Origin of the sequence: Elioraea rosea, assembly GCF_007644105.1 — a bacterium.
Lineage (GTDB): Bacteria > Pseudomonadota > Alphaproteobacteria > Acetobacterales > Acetobacteraceae > Elioraea_A > Elioraea_A rosea.
In genome coordinates this window covers 21,476-40,231 of sequence record NZ_VFAC01000023.1, presented here as the reverse complement: position 1 = coordinate 40,231, position 18,756 = coordinate 21,476, and the positions used below count along the sequence as shown (strand labels likewise).

The window sequence follows — 18,756 nt, the reverse complement described above, 5'->3', positions numbered from 1 at the left end:
CCGCCCCCTCCGCCCCTGACGGCCGGAGCCAACCGATGCCGAACGACGCCATCGCCGCCGATCCGCGCTATGCCCGCCGCCCCCCTACGCGGGGGATGACCCTCTCCTGGCGCGACCCGACGGTGCGCAACATCGTCTGGCAGGTGCTGATCCTCGGCGCTGTCGCGTTCGTGGTGTGGTGGCTCGTCTCCAATACGATGCGCAACCTCGAGGTCCGGCGCATCGCCACCGGCTTCGGCTTCCTCGGCCGCGAGGCGGGGCTGCCGATCGGCGAGGCGATGGTCGAATACTCGCCGGCCGACACCTACGCCCGCGCGCTTCTCGTCGGCGTGCTCAACACGCTGCGCGTCGCCGTCATCGGCGCGGTGCTCGCGACCATCCTCGGCACCATCGTCGGCATCGCGCGGCTGTCGAGGAACTGGCTCGTCTCCAGGCTCGCTGCGGTCTATGTCGAGGTGCTGCGCGACCTGCCGCTGCTGCTCCAGCTTCTGTTCTGGTACGGGCTGATGCAGGCTCTGCCCGGGCCGCGCCAGTCGCTCAACCCATTCGGGAACGTGTTCCTCTCGAACCGCGGCATCAAGTTCCCCTGGATCGTGTGGGAACCTGCCCACACTGCGGCGCTGCTCGCCTTCGTCGCCGGCATCGCCGCGACCTGGGCGCTGGCGCGGCTCTTCCGCGCACGCCAGTTCGCGACCGGCCAGCGCACGCCGATATGGCCCTATGCGCTCGGGCTCATCGCGGGCCTGCCGATCGCCGTGTGGCTGCTGATGGGCGCGCCCTGGACCGTGGATGTCCCAGCGCTCCGCGGCTTCAACTTCAGCGGTGGCGGGACGGTCAGCCCCGAGTTCGCTGCACTCCTGCTCGGCCTCGTCCTCTACACCGCCGCGTTCATCGCCGAGATCGTGCGCGCAGGCATCCAGGCGATCCACAACGGCCAGTGGGAGGCGGCCGGCGCGCTCGGCCTTTCGAGGGGCGACCAGCTTCGCCTGATCATCCTGCCGCAGGCGCTGCGCGTGATCGTGCCGCCGATGACGAGCCAGTATCTCAACATCACCAAGAACAGCTCGCTCGCCGTCGCGATCGGCTACCAGGACATCGTCTCCATCGCCAACACCACGATCAACCAGACCGGCCAGGCGATCGAGGGCATCGCCATCATCATGATGGTCTACCTCACCATCAGCCTCTCCATCTCGGCCTTCATGAACTGGTACAATGCGCGCATCGCGCTGAAGGAGCGCTAGGCCATGACACCGCCTCCTGCGGAAGCGGCAACGATGGGCCAGGCGAGCGCGGCATTCGTTCCCGCCGAGGAACGCAGGCCGCCCTCCCTCTCGGTCGGCCCGATCGGCTGGATCAGGGCGAACCTGTTCAATTCCTGGGCGTCGACTGCCGTCACGCTGGTGCTCGGCTATCTCATCATCCGCTGGACGCTCGGCTTCCTCGACTGGGCCGTGTTCAACGCCGTGTGGTCGGTTCCTGGCACGGGCCAGGCCGTCAACACCACCGCCTGCCGCGAGATGAAGGGCATCGGTGCCTGCTGGGCGCTGATCGGCGAGAAGTACCGCTTCATCCTGTTCGGCCTCTATCCTTTCGACGAGCAGTGGCGGCCGGCCGTCTGCATCGCGATCTTCGTCGGCCTCTACGTCGTCTCGGCGATGCGGCGGTTCTGGCGTCGCGAGCTCCTGTTCATCTGGATCGCCGCGCTGACGGTCATCGGCATCCTCATGTGGGGCGGCGTGTTCGGCCTGCCCTATGTCGAGCAGGAGCGCTGGGGCGGGCTGATCATCACCCTCATCCTCTCGACCTTCGGCATCGCGCTCGCCTTCCCGCTCGCGATCTTCGTCGCGCTCGGCCGGCGCGCGCACAACCTGCCGGCCGTGAAGGCGCTCTGCGTCGTCTACATCGAGCTGATCCGCGGCGTGCCGCTGATCAGCCTCCTCTTCATGGCGTCGGTGATGTTCCCGCTGTTCCTCCCCGAGGGGATGAACATCGACAAGCTTCTCCGCGCGCAGATCGCGATCATCCTCTTCGCCGCCGCCTACCTCGCCGAGGTGATCCGCGGCGGGCTGCAGGCTCTGCCGCGCGGGCAGTACGAGGCGGCAGAGGCGCTCGGCCTCTCCTACTGGCAGAAGACCGGGCTGATCATCCTGCCCCAGGCGCTGCGCATGGTGATCCCGCCGCTGGTGAACACATTCATCGGAATGTTCAAGGACACCTCGCTCGTCCTGATCATCGGCATCTTCGACCTCCTGAACGCCGCCAAGACCTCGATCATCGAGCCGGCCTGGCAGGGCTTCGGCACCGAGGCCTATCTCGCGGTCGCGGCGATCTACTTCGTGTTCTGTTTCGCGATGTCGAAATACAGCGCAGGGCTCGAGACCGAGTTCAACCGCCACCGGAACCGCTGATGCGGGCGGCAGGGAAAGTGAGGACGTGATGCAGCAGGCAGCGGTGCAGCAGGCGGCGAACGATCATGCGGCGGCGCTCGAGGCCGCCCAGCCGATGATCGTGCTCGACAAGGTGAACAAGTGGTTCGGTGCGCTGCATGTCCTGCGTGACGTCACGCTCACCGTCAAGGAGCGCGAGCGCGTCGTCGTCTGCGGCCCCTCGGGCTCGGGCAAGTCGACCATGATCCGCTGCATCAACCGCCTCGAGGTGCACCAGGAAGGCCGCATCGAGGTCGACGGCATCGAGCTGACCGGCGACCTCAAGAACATCGACGCCATCCGTCGCGAGGTCGGCATGGTGTTCCAGTCCTTCAACCTGTTCCCGCACCTGACCATCCTCGAGAACCTCACGCTTGCGCCGATCTGGGTGCGCAAGATGCCGAAGAGGGAGGCCGAGGAACTCGCGATGACCTATCTCGGCCGCGTGAAGATCCCCGAGCAGGCGCACAAGTATCCCGGGCAGCTTTCTGGCGGGCAGCAGCAGCGCGTGGCGATCGCCCGCGCGCTCTGCATGCGGCCCAAGATCATGCTGTTCGACGAGCCGACCTCGGCGCTCGACCCCGAGATGATCAAGGAAGTGCTCGACGTGATGGTCGAGCTCGCCGACAGCGGCATGACCATGGTCGTCGTCACCCACGAGATGGGCTTCGCCCGCCAGGTGGCAGACCGCGTGGTGTTCATGGATCGCGGCGAGGTGGTCGAGGTGGCGCCCCCCACGGAATTCTTCGGCAACCCGCGGTCGGACCGGCTCAAGATGTTCCTGAGCCAGATCCTGCGCGGGCATTGAGGGCCGGGCCAGCGCGCCGGCCCGCGCCGGATCAGTCGTACTCGATCTCCTTGATCTGGCCCGAGCGCGCATCGATCTCGACTTCCATCTCGCGGCCGGAGGCGCTCCGGCCCTCGACTTCCCACTCGTCGTCGTCGCAATCGACCTCCTCGACACGCACGAGCCCGACAGTCTGGGCAATCGCGATCGCCTGCGCGCGCGTCACAGGCATGCCGCGGCAGTCGTCGTCTGCCCGCGCGGGCGAGGAGATGAACAGAAGCACGGCAGCGATGAGGATGGCCGAGCCGGCCAGAGCGACGGATGTGGCGAGGCGCGTGAGGCGTGGCATGGCTGGATCACTCCCGGCTTCCAATGAATTGCGCGCAACGCTGACCGCCTGCCATGGTTGCGGCATGGCCAGCGGATGGCGGCCACATGGCGGAGCAGCCCGGCCGGCGGCCCCCCGCATCACGGCTCCGTGACCACGCGACGACAGCATGGCCGAGAACACACCCGACGGACGCGACGATGCCTGGGGCCGCCTCATGGCCCAGGCCCAGGACGGCGACCGCCGCGCCTATGACCGGCTCCTGCGCGAATGCCTTCCCTTCCTGCGCGCGGTGATCCGCCGCCGCCTCCGCGGCGAGGCCGATGTCGAGGACGCGGTGCAGGACACGCTGCTGACGCTGCACCAGATCCGCGCAACCTACGACCCATCCCGGCCGATCCGCCCCTGGCTCGCCGCGATCGCCGAGCGCCGCGCGCTCGACAGGGCACGCGCCACTGGCCGACGCGGCGCGCGTGAAGTGGAGCTCGACGCCACCTTGAGCGAAACCTTGCCCGGGGCTCTGACGAATGAAGGAGAGGCGCGGCTTGCCGCGCGCGATGTCCGCGCCGCGGTGGCAGACCTGCCGGCCGGCCAGCGCCAGGCGATCGAGCTCCTGAAGCTGAAGGAGCTCTCTCTGGCAGAGGCCGCCGCCCAGACTGGCAGTTCCGTCACGGCGCTGAAGGTCGCAACCCACCGGGCGATCGGCGCGCTGCGCCGCAAGCTCGGCGGCGAATGAGGAGCAGGGAGCAGGTGAGGACCGAGGATCTGGTCACGGCGATGGTGCGGGAGATGGGGCCGGTGCGCCGGCTTCGCCCGCCGCTCGTCCGCGCCGCGCTCTGGCTCGGATTCTCCGTCGCCGTCATCGCCGCGCTGGTGCTCTACAGCGGCCCGCGCGCCGATCTCGCCGAACGCCTGGCGCGGCCCTGGGAGGCAGCGCAGATCGCGCTTGCCGCGCTCACCGCCGTGCTCGCAGCGATCGCTGCCTTCCACCTGTCGCTGCCTGACCGGTCTGGCCGCTGGGCGCTGCTGCCCCTTCCCGGCTTCGCGCTCTGGGTCGCCTCGCTCGGCTGGGGGTGCGTGGCCGATTTCGTCCGGCTCGGGCCGGGCGGGCTCGCCCTCGGCACCTCCTGGGGCTGCCTGGGCTTCATCCTCGGCCTGTCCGTGCCGATGGGCGGCGCGATGCTGCTTGCCCTGCGCCATGCGGCGCCGATCCGCCCGGTGCCGACGATGGCCGCAGGCACCCTCTCCATCGCGATGCTCGCATCCGTCGGCCTGTCGATCACGCACCATCTCGATGCGGCGATCATGGTCCTCGTCTGGCATGCCGGAGCGGTGCTGCTCGCGGTCGCGGTCGGGGCGACCGCAGGCGGGCGGGCGCTTGCGCGGCAGAGCGCGCTGGTTCAGGCCGAGGCCTGAGGCCGCCGCGCCGCGATGGCTTTGGCAATCGCGGGCCAGAGAAGCACGGCGATGGAGGCGATCCACAGCACAGCGGCGATCGGCCTCGCGAACAGGATCGTCGGGTCGCCGTCCGACAGGGCCATCGCGCGGCGCACATTGTCCTCGAGCATCCGCCCAAGCACCATGCCGAGCAGGAGCGGGACGAGCGGCACGCCGGCCTTGCGCGCCGCCCAGCCGGCGACGCCGAGAAGCGTTGCGAGCACCAGGTCGAGCACCGAGTTGTTCACCGCCCAGACGCCCGCGAAGGCAAGCGCGATGACGAGCGGGTAGAGGACCCAGGGCGGGATCAGCAGCATCCGCACGAAGAAGCGGATGAGCGGCAGGTTCATCACCAGCAGCACGACATTGGCGAGATACATCGAGGCGATGAGGCCCCAGACAAGCGGCGCGTTGTTCTGGAACAGCAACGGCCCCGGCGTGATGTCGTAGAGCATCAGCGCGCCCATCATCACCGCCGTCGTCGCCGAGCCGGGGATGCCGAGCGCGAGCATCGGGATCATCGAGCCGGCATGTGATGCGTTGTCGGCCGTCTCCGGCGCGGCCACGCCGCGGATGTCGCCCTGTCCGAACCGCCCCGAGGCACCGGCGATGCGCCGCTCGATCGAGTAGGCGAGCGGAGTGGCGAGCGTCGCGCCCGCACCCGGAAGGATGCCGATGAAGAAGCCCGCGATGCCACTCCGCGCCATGGTCGGGAAGGTGGCGCGGATATCGGCGAGGCTGAGCCCGCCGCGCCCGACCTCTGGCACGGAGGAGAACCCCGCCTCGCGCCGCTCGAGAAGCTCGAGCACCTCTGCCACGGCGAACAGGCCGATCACCACGACGGTGAAGTCGATGCCGTCGAGGAACTCCAGCAGGCCGAAGGTGAAGCGCTCGACACCCGTGCCGCTGTCGGTTCCGATCGTCGCGATCAGGAGGCCGATGGCCCCCGCCGCCAGCGCCTTCGGCGCCGAGCCGCCGCCGATGCCGGCCGCGGCGGCGAGCGCGAGCACGACGAGGCCGACGAACTCCGCCGGCCCGAAGGCGAGGCCGGCGCGCGCGATGGTCGGCGCTGCGAGGGTAAGCATCACCACCGCACCCGTTCCGCCAACGAAACTGCCGATCGCGGTGATCGCAAGAGCCCGCGCCCCCTCGCCGCGCCGCGCCATCGGGTAGCCGTCGAGCGTCGTCATCACGCTCGAAGGGTCGCCCGGCACGTTCAGCAGGATCGCGGCGATCCGCCCGCCATAGCCGCCGCCGTAGTAGGTCGCGGCCATCAGGATCAGCGCCGAGGTCGCGGGAAGCTTCAGCGCGTAGACGAGGGGCAGCAGAAGCGCGATGGCGTTGACCGGCCCGATGCCGGGAAGCGCGCCGACCACCGTTCCGGTGAAGGCGCCCGCGACGGCGAGAAGCAGGTTCAGCGGCGACAGTGCGGTCGCGAACCCATCGAACAGCAGCCCGACGGCCTCCATCAGCGCAGCAGCGGTGCGAGCAGGCCGAGCGGCAGGGGGATCTCGAGCACCCTGTCGAACAGCCAGAACAGCGCGAAACCGGTGCCGAGGCCGAGCATCACCGCATGGACGATGCGGGCACCGAACACCGCGGCCGCAACCGCGACGGTAACGGCTGTGGCAAGGACGAAGCCGAGCGGCCGCATGCCGACCGCGAACAGGACGAGCGCAGCCGTCGCCGCAGCGATCGCGCCCAGCCGCGCAGCAGACGGCCATTCGACCGGCTCGCCTGGGCGGGCGGCGATGAGCAGGCCGCAGGCGACGAGCACCGCACCGGCGGCGATGGGGAAGGGCTTCGGCCCGACCGGGTCGCCGAGGAAGGGCACCTCGATCGCCGCGGCGCCAAGGATCGCGGCGAGGCCGAGCGCGGCGAGCGCCACGCCCAGCACCCGATCGGTCATGCCCTTCCGCGGCATCGCCGCGTCTCCCGGGCCGAGGCTACTGGATCAGCCCCATCTCCTTCGAGAGATCGCGCATCACCTGCACCCGCGACTTCACGAGCGTGGAGAACTCCTCGCCGAAGCTGTCGAAGGGAAACAGTCCCTGACCGTCGCGCGCCGCCGGCCAGGCGGGGTTGGAAGTGAGCTTCCTGAGCGCATCGACCCAGAAAGTGTAGGCCTCGTCCGGCGCGGCAGGGGCCATGTAGAGGCCGCGGATGATCGCCCACTCGACATCGAGCCCCTGCTCCTTCGCCGTCGGCACATCGGCGAAGGGAGCGGGCAGGCGGTTCGGCGAGAGCGTGGCGAGCACGCGGATCTCGCCCGCCTCGAGCTGCCCCTTCACCTCGGAGGCGTCGCCGGGGAAGACCTGGATGTGGCCGCCGAGCAGAGCGGCCATCGACTGACCGCCGCCCTCGTAGGGCACGTAGCGCATCGCGCGCGGGTTCACGCCGGCCGCGCGCGCGATCAGCGCCGCCTTCATCCAGTCCTGGCTTCCCACCGTGCCGCCCGCGCCCATCGGCACGGAGGCCGGATTGGCCTTTAGCGCCGCGACGAGATCGGCGAGCGAGCGCAGCGGGCTGTCCTTGCGCACGACGATCACGCCGAAATCGGCGCCGATCGCGCCGATCCAGCGCACGTCGTTCTCCGTCCAGCGGCCGAACTTGCCCGTCGCGAGGTTGAGGAAGGACCCGGTGGAGACGGCGACGACCGTGTTCGGGTCGGCCCTGCGCTGCGCCTGGATGTGGTTCATCGCCACGGCCCCGATGCCGCCAGGCATGTTGGTCGTGCGCATCGGCGCCTGCACGATGCCGAGCTCGTTCAGCATCCGCCCGGTCAGGCGGCAGGTGAGGTCGAACCCGCCACCGGGTGCCGCGCCGGCGATGCATTCGGGGTTGGAGGGCTGGAACTGCGCCGTGGCCTGGCCCGGCGCGACGGCGATCGCGAGGGCGAGCGCCGAGGCTGCGATGCGGATCATGGAGCTTCTCCCCGTTTGTCGCGGCGCGCGCGCGCCGCGGACTCGGCCGGAGCCTGCCATCGCCGCGAGGACCCCGCCAGCCCCCTGCAGCGAGGCCGGATCACGCGGCCGTTCCATTCCGGCCCCGTTTCGTGCTCAGATCGGCCGAGGAGCGTCCCGGGATCCAAGATCGATGGCATACCGTCTCTCCAGGATCGAGGGCATCGGCCCGAGATACGCCGCCCTGCTCGGCGATGCGGGGCTCGCGACGACCGAGGACCTGCTCGAAGCTGCGGCGCGGCCGAAAGGGCGCGCCTCGCTGTCGGAGAAGACCGGGATCAGCGAGACGCTGATCCTGAAATGGGCCAACCGGGCCGACCTCATGCGCATCAACGGCATCTCCGAGGAGATCGGCGACCTGCTCGAGGCAGCCGGGGTCGATACGGTTCCGGAACTCAAGCGCCGCCGCCCCGAGGCGTTGGCCGAGGCGCTGAAGGCCGCGAACGAGAAGCGGAACCTCGTCCGCCGCGTTCCCGGGCTTGCGCAATGCACCCGCTTCATCGAGGACGCCAAGGCGCTGCCGAGGGTGCTCAGCTATTGATCGTTCTCAGCTCTTCGTCGTTCTCAGGCATTGAACCCCTCGTGAGCAAGGGCCGAGCTACGGCGCGTTGACCCGTGGCCGCATGCCGGGAACCATCCGGGTTCACCGCGCCGGAGTCGCCGCATGACAGCCCCGATCACCACCACCGAAGCCTGGGCCAGGCTCGCCGCCCTCGCCGCGCGTCCCGACGCCGCCGCGATCCGCCGCCGCATCGAGGCAGACCCGAACCGCTTCGCCCGGTTCTCGCGCTCCGGCGCCGGGCTCCTGCTCGACCTCTCCCGCACCGCGATCGACGAGTCGCTGCTCTCCGCCCTGCTCGACCTCGCCGACGCCGCGCATGTCCGCGAGGCCTTCGCTGCGATGGCGCGCGGCGAGATCGCCAACCCGACCGAGCATCGCGCGGCCCTGCACATGGCGTTGCGCGCGCCAGCCGATGCGGGGTTCCGCGCCCGCACCGCCGAGGGGTGGGAGGACGCGTCGAGCCTCGTCGCGGACGAACTGTCCCGGATGGAGGCGTTCGTGCATGCCGTACACGAGGGAAGGCTTCGCGGCGCCACCGGCGCACCCTTCGCCTCCGTGGTGAACATCGGCATCGGCGGGTCCGACCTCGGCCCGGCGATGGTGACGGAGGCGCTGAGCTCGATCCAGCCGCGGCTTGCCGCACACTACGTCTCCAATGTCGACGGCCACGCGATCGCGCCGGTTCTCGCCGCGCTCGACCCCGCGCGCACGCTCATCCTCGTCGCGTCGAAGACCTTCACGACGCAGGAGACGATGGCCAACGCCGCCGTCGCGCGCGCCTGGCTCGTCTCCGCCCTCGGCGAAGGAGCGGTCGCTACGCATGTCGCGGCCCTCTCGACCAACGCCAAGGCGGTCGCGACATTCGGTGCCACACCGGAACAGACCTTCGGCTTCCGCGACTGGGTCGGCGGGCGCTTCAGCCTGTGGAGCCCGATCGGCCTCGGCATCGCGCTCGCGCGGGGCTGGAGCGCCTTCGCGCAGCTTCTCGCCGGCGCGCATGCGATGGACCGCCACGCGCTCGCCGCCCCCTCGGCCGAGAACCTGCCGCTGCTTCTCGCGCTCGTGCACACCTGGCACGCGACCTTCCAGGGGCGCGGCGCCTATGCCTGCCTGCCCTATGACCAGCGTCTCGCGCGGCTTCCCGCCTGGCTGCAGCAGCTCGAGATGGAGAGCAACGGCAAGCGCGTCGACGTCGACGGCCGCGCCGTCACCTACCCCACCGCGCCGGTGGTGTTCGGCGAGCCGGGAACGAACGCCCAGCACAGCTTCATGCAGCTCGTGCACCAGAGCCCCGCTGTGGTGCCCGCCGACATCATCATGGTCGCGCAGCCGGACCATGGTCTTGCGGCGAACCATCGCATCCTGCTTGCCCACGCGCTCGCGCAAGGGGCCGCGCTCGCGCTCGGGCGAAGCGGCGAGGAGCAGGAGAAGGCGATGCTCGCCTCCGGGATGGCAGCGGATGAGGCTGCCCGCCTCGCGCCGCACCGCCACTTTCCTGGCGACCGCCCGACCATCGGAATCGTCCTGCCGAGGCTCACAGCCCACGCGCTCGGCGCGCTGCTCGCGCTCTACGAGCACAAGGTGGCGATGCAGGCAGCGCTGTGGGGCATCAACGCCTTCGACCAGTGGGGCGTCGAGCTCGGCAAGACGCTCGCGGCCGGCACGCTTCCCGCGCTCGAGACGGGCGATGTCGGCGCGCTCGACCCCGCGACTGGCGGGCTCGCCTCCGCGCTGAGACACTTGGGCGGATGATGGACGGGCTTGCCCCGCGCGCGCCGCCGCCGCGCGTCAGGCTGCTGCCGCCTGCCGTGGCGGACAGGATCGCCGCGGGCGAGGTGGTCGAGCGTCCGGCTGCCGTAGTGAAGGAGCTCGTCGAGAACGCACTCGACGCCGGGGCGAGCCGCATCGCCGTCACGCTCGAAGGCGGCGGCGTGGACCGCATCACCGTCGAGGATGACGGCGCGGGGATGGCTGCCGACGATCTCGCGCTCGCCGTCGCCCGCCACGCCACCTCGAAGCTCGCCGACGAACGGCTGATCGAGATCGCAACGCTCGGCTTCCGCGGCGAGGCGCTTCCCTCGATCGGCGCGGTCGCGCGGCTCGAGATCGTCTCGCGGCGGCAGGGTTCGGCCGAGGGTCACGCCATCGCGGTGACGGGCGGGGCGAAGGGCGAGGTGCGCCCGGCACCGGCGAGCCCCGGAACGCGCGTGACGGTGCGCGAGCTGTTCTTCGCCGCACCGGCGCGGCTGAAGTTCCTGAAGTCGCCGCGCGCGGAGACCGAGGCCTGCCTCGCAGCGCTGCGCCGCCTCGCGCTCGCCCATCCCGCCGTCGCCTTCCACGCAACGGTGGACGGGCGGGAGGCGCTCGCTCTTCCGCCTGCCGACCGGGCGGCGCGCATCGGCAGGCTGCTCGGGCCCGAGTTCGCCTCCCATGCGATCCCGGTGGAGGCAGAGCGCGGGCCGATGCGGCTTGCAGGCCTCGCCGGGCCGCCGAGCCTGACGCGCGCGACCGTTACCGAGCAGCATGTCGTGGTGAACGGACGACCGGTGACCGACCGGCTTCTGCGCACCGCGCTGCGCGTCGCCTACGCCGAGGCGATCGAGCGTGGCCGCCACCCGGTCGCGGCGCTGTTCCTCGACCTCCCCTTCGCGCTGGTGGACGTGAACGTGCACCCGGCCAAGACGGAGGTGCGGTTCCGCGACACCGATGCCGTGCGGGGGTTCGTGATCGCCGCGCTGCGCGAGGCGATCGGCGCTGCCCGCAGCGCGCCCGTTGCCTCTGCCGCCCTGCGGTTCACCCCGCCGCCTGCGCCGAGGCTAGGGCTTGCGGAAGCAGCGATGCCTCTCCCCCTGCCCGCAGCCCCGCAGGCGCGGCCGGTGCCGACCGCGCCTGCCCCGCCGGCCGACCATCCGCTCGGTGCGGCACGGGCGCAGCTTCTCGCCACCTATATCGTCGCCGAAACCTCGGACGGCGCGGTCGTCCTGGTCGACCAGCACGCGGCGGCGGAGCGCCTCGCGCATGAGGCGCTGAGGGCTGCGCGTGCCGCCGGCCCGGTCCCCGCGCAGTCGCTTCTCGTGCCTGCCGTAGTGGAGCTCGACGTGGCGTCAGCCGAGCGCATCCTGGCGCGGCAGGACGAGCTTGCCGCCTTCGGCCTCGTCGTCGAACCGTTTGGCGAAGGGGCGGTGCTCGTGCGCACCGTGCCCGCCCCGCTCGGCGGCGGCGACCCGGCACCGCTCCTGCGCGACATCGCCGACGAGCTTGCCGAAGGCGAGGAGAGCACCGCGCTCGGGCTCAGGCTCGATGCCGTGCTCGCGCGCATGGCCTGCCACGGCTCGATCCGCGCCGGCCGGCGCCTGACGCAGGCGGAGATGGACGCGCTGCTCCGCGCGATCGAGACGACGCCGGGAAGCGGCACGTGCAGCCATGGCCGCCCGACCTGGATCAGGCTCGCGAAGGCGGATCTGGAGAAGCTGTTCGGCCGCAGGTAGCGAGGCTCAGGCGCCCGTTCCGATCAGGCCGGCAAGCCAGGGAAAGCGGGTCGCCAGCACCGTCGGCGCAACGTCGCGGTCGATTCCGGCGAGCTCGGCGCGCATCGCATCGTCGAGGTCGTCCATCTGCCCGCGCTCGATCGGCGGGACCGCGCCGCGGGCCTTCACCACGCGGTCGACCAGCGTGCCCGTCGCCGGGTCATGCTCGCGGCGGACAACGACGATCGAGACCGAGGACGAGGGAAGATCGAGGTCGAGCGCGCGGAACGAGGCTTCCGCGCCGGAGAGATCGGCATGGTTCGCGGCAAGGAACCAGCGAGCCCTCGCCCCGAAGAGAGAGGGGAGCTCGGCATGGACCAGAACCTGGAAGAGCCCGCTGACCATGTGTCGAGCATCGCGTGGTTCAATTTCAGTTCGATTAACCGGCCGACACAAAGAGCACCTGCGCCGCCCCCCAGCGCCGAATATCGTGCAACATGAAGCCGGGCAGGTCGGGGGAGGCCTCGTCGGCCCCGATCTCGGCGACGACGCGCGCCTCGGGAGCGATCCAGCCCGCAGCAACGAGAGCGGCCAGCGCCGGGGCGACGAGCCCCTTGCCGTAGGGCGGATCGAGGAAAACGAGGCCGGCGGCCGCGCGGGCGGGAGGCGGGCGGAGGGCGTCGCCCGGGATGAGATGGGCCCGCCCCCCTGCCCGGCAGGCAGCGATGTTGGCAGCGATCGTCCGGCGCACCTCCGGGGCGTTCTCGAGGAACCAGGCCTCTGCCGCGCCACGCGAGAGAGCCTCGAGGCCGAGCGCGCCTGTGCCGGCGAAGGCATCGAGCACCACGGCATCCTGGATCGCACCACGGCCCGCGAAGGGCGCATGGGTCAGGACGTCGAACAGGGCCTGGCGGGCGCGGTCCGAGGTGGGGCGTGTGGCGTTTCCGGCGGGCGCGGTGAGGCGCCTTCCGCGCCATGCACCGGCGACGATGCGCATCACGCCTTGGGTTTCCGCACCGCGTCCTGGCCGAGCTGCTCGCGCAGCACCTTGGCGGGCACCTCCTCCACCCCGCCCCGCGGGAGAAGTCCGAGCTGGAACGGCCCGTAGGCGACGCGGATCAGCCTCAGGACCGGAAGGCCGAGATGCTCGAACACGCGGCGGATCTCGCGGTTCTTGCCCTCACGCAGCGACACGGTGAGCCAGGAGGCCTCGCCCTTGACGGCATCGAGCCCCGCCTCGATGGGCCCGTAGCGTATGCCTTCGACGGTGATGCCCTTGGCCAGGGAGGCAACCGCGGCGGGGTCGGGCCGGCCATGGATGCGCACGCGGTAGCGCCGCACCCAGCCATTCTCGGGGTGCTCGAGCCGTCGCGCGAGCCCGCCATCGGTCGTCAGCAGCAGGAGCCCCTCCGAGCCCATGTCGAGCCGGCCGACGGAGACGACGCGGGGCATGGTGTCGGGCAGCTTCTCGAAGATGGTCGGGCGGCCCTCGGGGTCGCGCGCGGTCACGAGAAGCCCCTTCGGCTTGTGGTAGCGCCAGAGGCGCGCCCGGCCGGGCGGGTCGATCGGCACGCGATCGACCGTCACGGTATCGCCGGGCTCGACGAGCACCGCCGGGTCGGCAAGGCGCCTCCCGTTCACCGCGACGCGGCCCTCTGCGATCATGCGCTCGGCGTCGCGGCGGCTCGCGACGCCGGCGCGGGCGAGCCATTTCGCCACGCGGTCCCCCGCCGCGCCTTCTGCGGTGCCTGCCCGCCTCATCGGTTGCCTGTTCCCGTCATGGGTGTGATGTAGCGCGGATGGAGAGGCCCCGCGAGATCAGCCCGATGCGCCGCGCGCTCGCCGAGGCGCGGGCGGCCGCGGTGCGGGGCGAGGTGCCTGTCGGTGCCGTGGTGCTCGGGCCGGACGGCTCGGTCCTGGCATCGGCCGGAAACCGCGTCGAGGAACTGGCCGACCCCACGGCCCACGCCGAGCTCCTCGCCCTGCGGGACGCTGCGGCGAAGCGGGGCGAACCGCGGCTTCCCGATTGCGACCTGGTGGTCACGCTCGAGCCCTGCCCGATGTGCGCCGCGGCGATCAGCCTGTTCCGGGTCCGCCGCCTGGTGTTCGGCGCCTATGACCCGAAGGGTGGCGGGGTGGAGCATGGGGCACGGATCTTCTCGCATCCCACCTGCCACCACCGGCCGGAAGTGGTGGGCGGCGTCGAGGAAGCCGAGGCGGCTGCGTTGTTGAGGACGTTCTTCGCCGACCGGCGCTGAGCCGTCACGCCATGGCGGCGCGGAGCCTGCCAGGTGTCGTGCCGAGCACGGCGCGGAACGCGCGCGTCATGTGCGTCTGGTCGGCGAAGCCCGAGGCAAGCGCGATCTCGGCGAGAGGGGCGCAACGCTCGCGGAGCAGCGCCGCGGCGTGCTCGACCCGGATGCGGCGGAAGCGGGCAAATGGCGTCTCCCCGGTCGCTGACCGAAAGGCGCGCGCGAAGTGGCATGGGCTCAGCCCGACCGCCGCGGCGAGCGTGGCAAGGTCGAGATCATCCTCGATCCGCTCGCGCATCAGTGCCAGGACCTTCGCGAGCCGCGCGGGGCCGAGCGCGGGGCCGGACCGCCCGCGTCGCGCGTCTGCGCCGGCGCGGCGGATCAGAGCCAGGGCGAGCGCGATCGCTGCCGCATCCCCGAACAGCGCGCTATGCCCGTCGGGCGCCTCGGCCTCAGACCAGAGCCGCTCCAGTGCCGCGGCGACGAAGGGGTCGCGGAACCGCGCCGCCGCCAGCGGCGTCAGGTCGGGCACGTCCTCGCCGAGCAGGCGGCGCAGCGGTGCCGTGGGAAAGGCGATGCCGATCGCCTCGCACGCGTCGAACACCTCCGTGTCGGCGACCGCGCCCGCCGGGGCGAGCAGCATGTCGCCGGGCGAGAACCAGCCGCGCACGCGGCCTGCGCCGAACTCGGCCGAGGCGCGGAAGCTGCGGCCGCGCGCCATGAAGAGGACATGCGCTTCGGTCGCCGGATCGGGGTAGTGGCCGGGGGGCTGTGACACGGCGACGATCGTGACCTCCGAGGCGCCACCGAGCCTGCGCTCCGCGACCAGGTCGGGATAGGGCGTTGCATAGGCGTAGGGTGATGCCGCATCGGGATCGTTCTGCATTGCCATTGTTTCCAGCCGGACCCAGCGTCTTCCACCAGTCTGCACGGCGATGTTTCACGCTGATGTCCCCCTCCGTGCCGAGTGGCGCGCCAGACATGCGCGGCGAGCGCGTTTCCATTCCTTCCGGACAGCAGGATCGGCCGACGCGCCGCAGCCCTGGCCGAGATGCCACAGCCTCCCCGCTGGCAGAACGCCGCCACTGCGGCTTCCATGGTGGCAGCCGCGACGAACCAGGAGAGAAACCATGCGCGGCGCAATCCGCCTTCAGGACTTCCACTTCCTCGGCAACGCCCTGTTGCCGGCTGTGCAGCAAGGCACGACGACGAGCTTCCAGTGGACAGGCCCGATCGTTGCGAATCCCAACCCCATCGACCTCGGCGACTTCTATGGTGGCGAGGGTCATGACGTGTTCGTCGGTACCGACAAGTCCGAAACGATCTACGGCAATGGCGGCAACGACACGCTGCGTGGCGGCGGCGGCGACGATACGATCCATGGCGGCGCGGACAACGACACGCTCCATGGTGACGCCGGCCGCGACACGCTGCATGGCGGCAGCGGCGACGACGTGCTCTATGGCGGCGCGGACAACGATACGCTGTACGGCGATGCCGGCAACGACCGCCTCTATGGCGGAACCGGCCATGACAAGCTCTACGGCGGCGACGCCAATGACAGCCTGTCCGGCGAGGATGGCGACGACCAGATGCTTGGCGGCAACGGCAACGACATCCTCTATGGCGGCGCCGGGACCGACCTGATGTACGGCGATGGCGGCGACGACGTCATGTACGGCGATTCGGGCCATGACATCATGCTCGGCGGTGCCGGCAACGACACGATGCATGGCGGCCTCGGCAACGACTACATGTACGGCGAGGACGGCAACGACCCGATGCATGGTGGTGCCGGCAACGACACGATCGTGGGGGGTGCCGGCAACGACATCATCCACGGTGGCGACGGCGATGACGTGATCACTGGCGGTCTCGGCCAGGATGTGATGACCGGCGGCGCGGGCGCGGATCGCTTCGTGTTCGCGAGCGCGGCCGAGAGCAGCGGCTTCTACGACAGGATCACCGACTTCGAGCGGGGCAAGGACAAGATCGATCTGAGTGCGATCGATGCGGACCCGTTCAACTGGCCAATCGAGGACGCTTTCACATTCATCGGCTACACGCCGTTCAACGGCGAGTACGACGACACGTTCGAATGGAAGGAGGGCGAGCTGCGCGCCGAGATCGTCAACAACAGCTTCACCCTGGTGCAGGGCGACGTCAACGGCGACAGCATCGCCGACTTCACCATGCGCGTCGACGGCACCGGACCGCTGACGGCGAACGACTTCATTCTCTGATCGTCGGCAGAGGCCCCGGCCGCGAGCATCCTCCGATGATCACGGCCGGGGCCATCGGCGTACTCGGCGACTTCAGCTCGCGAGGCGGGCCGGGACGATGTCCTCCTGCGCGACCTCGTAGATCAGCGTCCGCCCGGGGCCGTGCCGGTCGGGCCAGACGATCGGCGCCTGGGTCGCGAGCAGGGTGAGAACGCGGACATCGGGAACAGGGTCGGCCCTGCCCGTGGGGTCATGGATGAACATCACGATCCGGCTGGCCGATCGCATGGGGAACTCCGGGGGATGATGGTTGTCGTTGCGCGGCTGTGTAGTCGAAGCGCCCGCGGAAACAGCAGCGCGAACGTTGCGTGTCAGGCATGTTCCTGCACGCGGCCCGGGTTACTCCGCGGCAGCCGGAAGTGGCACGAGCCTTCGCGCGCGCCGGCGTGCGGCAGCGACGAGGCCGAACCACGCAACGAGTGCAACGAGCCCGGCTAGGCTCAGTGACCGCGCCGTCAGGGCGATCGGCGGCGGTGTCATCGCGATCGTCACCTCGGACCGTCCGGCGGGGAGCGACAGCGCGACAAGGCCCGCAGCGCTCGGCGCGATCTCCGCCCCCCCGCCTGCCGACACGGCCCAGCCGGGGAACCAGAACTGCGGCAGCTCGGCCGTACAGGCAGAGGCGCAGGATGCGCGGATGGAGAGGCGCGCCGCGCCGTCGCGGGTCATCTCGACAGTCCCGTCGCCGGCGACGAGGCGCGGCAGGCTCTCAAGCGGAACGATCTCCCGCCCCACCGGCACGTGCCGCCCCTCCTGTTCGACAACAACGACCCACCCGGCTTCCCGTGCGCGGCGGGGAATGTACTCGGGCGGGTCGCTGAGCAGGGTGTTGCCGGCAACCGCGCGGTCCATCGCCGCGCCCACGGCGAAGGCAGGCTTGCGATGGGGCCAGCGATCGGCGACCGCGAACATCGCGAAGCTCGCGACGAACGCCGCCAGCAACGCCCCCTGCAGGCCGAGGACGCCGACGCGGCGCCGGGTGCCCGCCAGCACAGCGGCAAGCACGGCTGCGGCCACCGAGGCACCGCCGAGGAACCGCCAGGGAAACTGCAGCAATCCGAGGACGCGCAGGTGTTCCCACAGAGGGAGGGAAAGCGGCGTGGTCAACGCGAGCGCCGCGAGGAGGGAGGCAGCGAGCCCCCTGGGGACGGGCTCCGCCGCGACCGGGCGGAGCCTGCCGGCGAGCAGCACCGCCGCCGACGCGACGAGTCCGAAGAACGTCGCATACAGGAGAGCCCAGACGTAGCTGAACTGGGTGACGGCAAGCCGCCCCCAGAAGAGCATCGTGCCGCGATAGGAATGTCCTTCGGCGAGGAACAGCCCAAGCGAGATCGCCTCCTTCAGGTGCGAGGCCGGCAGGGCATGGAAGGCGCCGAGGATCACGGCGAGCATCAGCGCGCAGGCGGCGACGGGAAGCATGCGCGCAGGCCGGGAGGCAAGCGCGAAGGCGCCGATCAGCACTGCCGTCATGATGAAGCTCGGCACATGCGTCAGGAGGATGAGCGCGATCACGACAGCGAGCCACGGCGCGGCGAAAGCAGAACCGCGCGCAGCCGCGACGGCGAGGGCGAGGGCGAGGAACATCAGCCCCGAGGCAGCGGATTCGGCGGCGGCATACCGCAGGGTGACGTTGATGAAGACGATGTACGGCGAGAGCGCGAAGACGAGGAACCCTGCAACTGCCGCGCGCCGCCCGAACTGGCGCCTGAGCACGAGCACCGCGCCGGCAACGCCGGCGAGCAGGATGGTGATCCGGGCCAAGGCGAGCGACGTGGCATGCGCCTCGACCAGACCGCTGGCATGGAACGCGTTTGCCAGTGCGAAAAGAAGCGGCGGGTAGAAGCTGAACACCGGGCTGCCGAGCCCTGCCTGCGCCTCCGTCAGCCAGGGAGAGGGCCAAAGCGTTCCTTCCGCCGCAACCTGGGCCACGAAGCGGACAAGGACCTCGCTGTCGTGCCCCCATTGATTGCGGAAGGCGAACACGTGCAGGGGTTGGATCAACAGAAGCACCCCGAGCACGAGGCAGACTGGCACGATCTCGCGCCTGTATTCGACGATGCGCCAGGATGCGAACCACCCCATCGCCCGAACCCTCCTTGAATGCACGCCAAGTCATCAAATTCACCGACCGGCAAATATCACGGACACGCAAGAATCCGAACGATCGTCTTGTTCCTTTCTTGACCTAGGACAGAAAATGCCGGATCTATTTACCTGGAATACATCTTAGCCAGAAGTCATTCTATCAT

Annotated in this window: 20 protein-coding genes; 10 read left to right on the top strand and 10 right to left on the bottom strand. The window is 70.4% G+C overall.

Annotation, left to right across the window (positions count from 1 at the left end):
• The first annotated feature begins 35 nt into the window (after positions 1-35).
• The 3 genes from FIF60_RS14240 to FIF60_RS14230 are packed head-to-tail and all read left to right on the top strand — an operon-like array spanning position 36 to position 3,237.
• Entirely contained in the window at positions 36-1,244 is a 1,209-nt protein-coding gene (locus tag FIF60_RS14240; protein ID WP_144186759.1) for an amino acid ABC transporter permease, read from the top strand.
• Positions 1,245-1,247: 3 nt separating this feature from the next.
• Positions 1,248-2,411: an amino acid ABC transporter permease gene (locus FIF60_RS14235; protein WP_144186758.1), complete on the top strand. Its 1,164-nt coding sequence runs from the start codon at positions 1,248-1,250 to the stop codon at positions 2,409-2,411.
• A gap of 28 nt (positions 2,412-2,439) precedes the next feature.
• Positions 2,440-3,237: an amino acid ABC transporter ATP-binding protein gene (locus tag FIF60_RS14230; protein ID WP_456305155.1), complete on the top strand. Its 798-nt coding sequence runs from the start codon at positions 2,440-2,442 to the stop codon at positions 3,235-3,237.
• A 31-nt stretch (positions 3,238-3,268) separates the two neighbouring features.
• Here the strand turns inward: FIF60_RS14230 and FIF60_RS21625 are convergent, their stop codons facing one another.
• A complete protein-coding gene (locus FIF60_RS21625; RefSeq protein WP_158639220.1) occupies positions 3,269-3,565 on the bottom strand; it encodes a PepSY domain-containing protein in 297 nt (98 codons plus the stop codon).
• Positions 3,566-3,713: 148 nt separating this feature from the next.
• On the opposite strand from FIF60_RS21625, the gene FIF60_RS14220 reads away from it, so the two are divergent.
• Entirely contained in the window at positions 3,714-4,280 is a 567-nt protein-coding gene (locus tag FIF60_RS14220; RefSeq protein ID WP_204251203.1) for a sigma-70 family RNA polymerase sigma factor, read from the top strand.
• Between the two features lie 14 nt (positions 4,281-4,294).
• Positions 4,295-4,960: an NrsF family protein gene (locus tag FIF60_RS14215; protein WP_158639219.1), complete on the top strand. Its 666-nt coding sequence runs from the start codon at positions 4,295-4,297 to the stop codon at positions 4,958-4,960.
• On the opposite strand, the gene FIF60_RS14210 is transcribed toward FIF60_RS14215, so the two are convergent.
• The 3 genes from FIF60_RS14210 to FIF60_RS14200 are packed head-to-tail and all read right to left on the bottom strand — an operon-like array spanning position 4,945 to position 7,905.
• On the bottom strand, positions 4,945-6,450 hold the full coding sequence (locus FIF60_RS14210; protein ID WP_144186754.1) for a tripartite tricarboxylate transporter permease: 1,506 nt from the start codon (positions 6,448-6,450) through the stop codon (positions 4,945-4,947). The genes FIF60_RS14215 and FIF60_RS14210 overlap by 16 nt on opposite strands.
• Positions 6,450-6,905, bottom strand: coding sequence for a tripartite tricarboxylate transporter TctB family protein (locus FIF60_RS14205; RefSeq protein WP_144186753.1), 456 nt, complete (start codon positions 6,903-6,905; stop codon positions 6,450-6,452). The genes FIF60_RS14210 and FIF60_RS14205 overlap by 1 nt, the downstream gene beginning before the upstream one ends.
• A gap of 22 nt (positions 6,906-6,927) precedes the next feature.
• Positions 6,928-7,905 carry a Bug family tripartite tricarboxylate transporter substrate binding protein gene (locus tag FIF60_RS14200; RefSeq protein WP_144186752.1) on the bottom strand — a complete coding sequence of 326 codons (978 nt, stop codon included), beginning with the start codon at positions 7,903-7,905 and terminating at the stop codon, positions 6,928-6,930.
• A 172-nt stretch (positions 7,906-8,077) separates the two neighbouring features.
• Between FIF60_RS14200 and FIF60_RS14195 the strand changes: the two genes are divergently transcribed.
• The 3 genes from FIF60_RS14195 to mutL all read left to right on the top strand — a co-directional run bounded on the left by FIF60_RS14195 (position 8,078) and on the right by mutL (position 11,994).
• The gene (locus FIF60_RS14195) at positions 8,078-8,485 is read left to right on the top strand and encodes a DUF4332 domain-containing protein (RefSeq protein WP_144186751.1); all 408 of its coding nucleotides are present in this window, start codon (positions 8,078-8,080) and stop codon (positions 8,483-8,485) included.
• 123 nt (positions 8,486-8,608) lie between these two features.
• Positions 8,609-10,258: a glucose-6-phosphate isomerase gene (gene pgi, locus FIF60_RS14190; protein WP_144186750.1), complete on the top strand. Its 1,650-nt coding sequence runs from the start codon at positions 8,609-8,611 to the stop codon at positions 10,256-10,258.
• Entirely contained in the window at positions 10,255-11,994 is a 1,740-nt protein-coding gene (gene mutL / locus FIF60_RS14185) for a DNA mismatch repair endonuclease MutL (protein WP_144186749.1), read from the top strand. The genes pgi and mutL overlap by 4 nt, the downstream gene beginning before the upstream one ends.
• Positions 11,995-12,000: 6 nt before the next feature.
• On the opposite strand, the gene FIF60_RS14180 is transcribed toward mutL, so the two are convergent.
• Genes FIF60_RS14180 through FIF60_RS14170 form a run of 3 tightly spaced genes read right to left on the bottom strand, consistent with a single transcriptional unit; the run spans position 12,001 to position 13,734 of the window.
• Positions 12,001-12,378: a hypothetical protein gene (locus FIF60_RS14180; RefSeq protein WP_144186748.1), complete on the bottom strand. Its 378-nt coding sequence runs from the start codon at positions 12,376-12,378 to the stop codon at positions 12,001-12,003.
• 34 nt (positions 12,379-12,412) lie between these two features.
• Complete coding sequence (gene rsmD / locus FIF60_RS14175) at positions 12,413-12,970, bottom strand: 16S rRNA (guanine(966)-N(2))-methyltransferase RsmD (RefSeq protein ID WP_144186783.1); 558 nt, start codon at positions 12,968-12,970, stop codon at positions 12,413-12,415.
• Complete coding sequence (locus FIF60_RS14170) at positions 12,970-13,734, bottom strand: pseudouridine synthase (RefSeq protein ID WP_144186747.1); 765 nt, start codon at positions 13,732-13,734, stop codon at positions 12,970-12,972. Before FIF60_RS14170 ends, rsmD begins: the two co-directional genes overlap by 1 nt.
• 65 nt (positions 13,735-13,799) lie before the next feature.
• Between FIF60_RS14170 and FIF60_RS14165 the strand changes: the two genes are divergently transcribed.
• Positions 13,800-14,231: a nucleoside deaminase gene (locus FIF60_RS14165; RefSeq protein ID WP_144186782.1), complete on the top strand. Its 432-nt coding sequence runs from the start codon at positions 13,800-13,802 to the stop codon at positions 14,229-14,231.
• Between the two features lie 4 nt (positions 14,232-14,235).
• On the opposite strand, the gene FIF60_RS14160 is transcribed toward FIF60_RS14165, so the two are convergent.
• Positions 14,236-15,111 carry an AraC family transcriptional regulator gene (locus FIF60_RS14160; protein ID WP_158639218.1) on the bottom strand — a complete coding sequence of 292 codons (876 nt, stop codon included), beginning with the start codon at positions 15,109-15,111 and terminating at the stop codon, positions 14,236-14,238.
• Between the two features lie 244 nt (positions 15,112-15,355).
• Here FIF60_RS14160 and FIF60_RS14155 point away from each other — a divergent pair, with 244 nt between their 5' ends.
• The gene (locus FIF60_RS14155; protein ID WP_158639217.1) at positions 15,356-16,468 is read left to right on the top strand and encodes a calcium-binding protein; all 1,113 of its coding nucleotides are present in this window, start codon (positions 15,356-15,358) and stop codon (positions 16,466-16,468) included.
• A 72-nt stretch (positions 16,469-16,540) separates the two neighbouring features.
• On the opposite strand, the gene FIF60_RS14150 is transcribed toward FIF60_RS14155, so the two are convergent.
• The gene (locus FIF60_RS14150; RefSeq protein ID WP_144186744.1) at positions 16,541-16,735 is read right to left on the bottom strand and encodes a hypothetical protein; all 195 of its coding nucleotides are present in this window, start codon (positions 16,733-16,735) and stop codon (positions 16,541-16,543) included.
• A gap of 111 nt (positions 16,736-16,846) precedes the next feature.
• Positions 16,847-18,589: a hypothetical protein gene (locus tag FIF60_RS14145; RefSeq protein WP_144186743.1), complete on the bottom strand. Its 1,743-nt coding sequence runs from the start codon at positions 18,587-18,589 to the stop codon at positions 16,847-16,849.
• Positions 18,590-18,756: the final 167 nt, after the last annotated feature.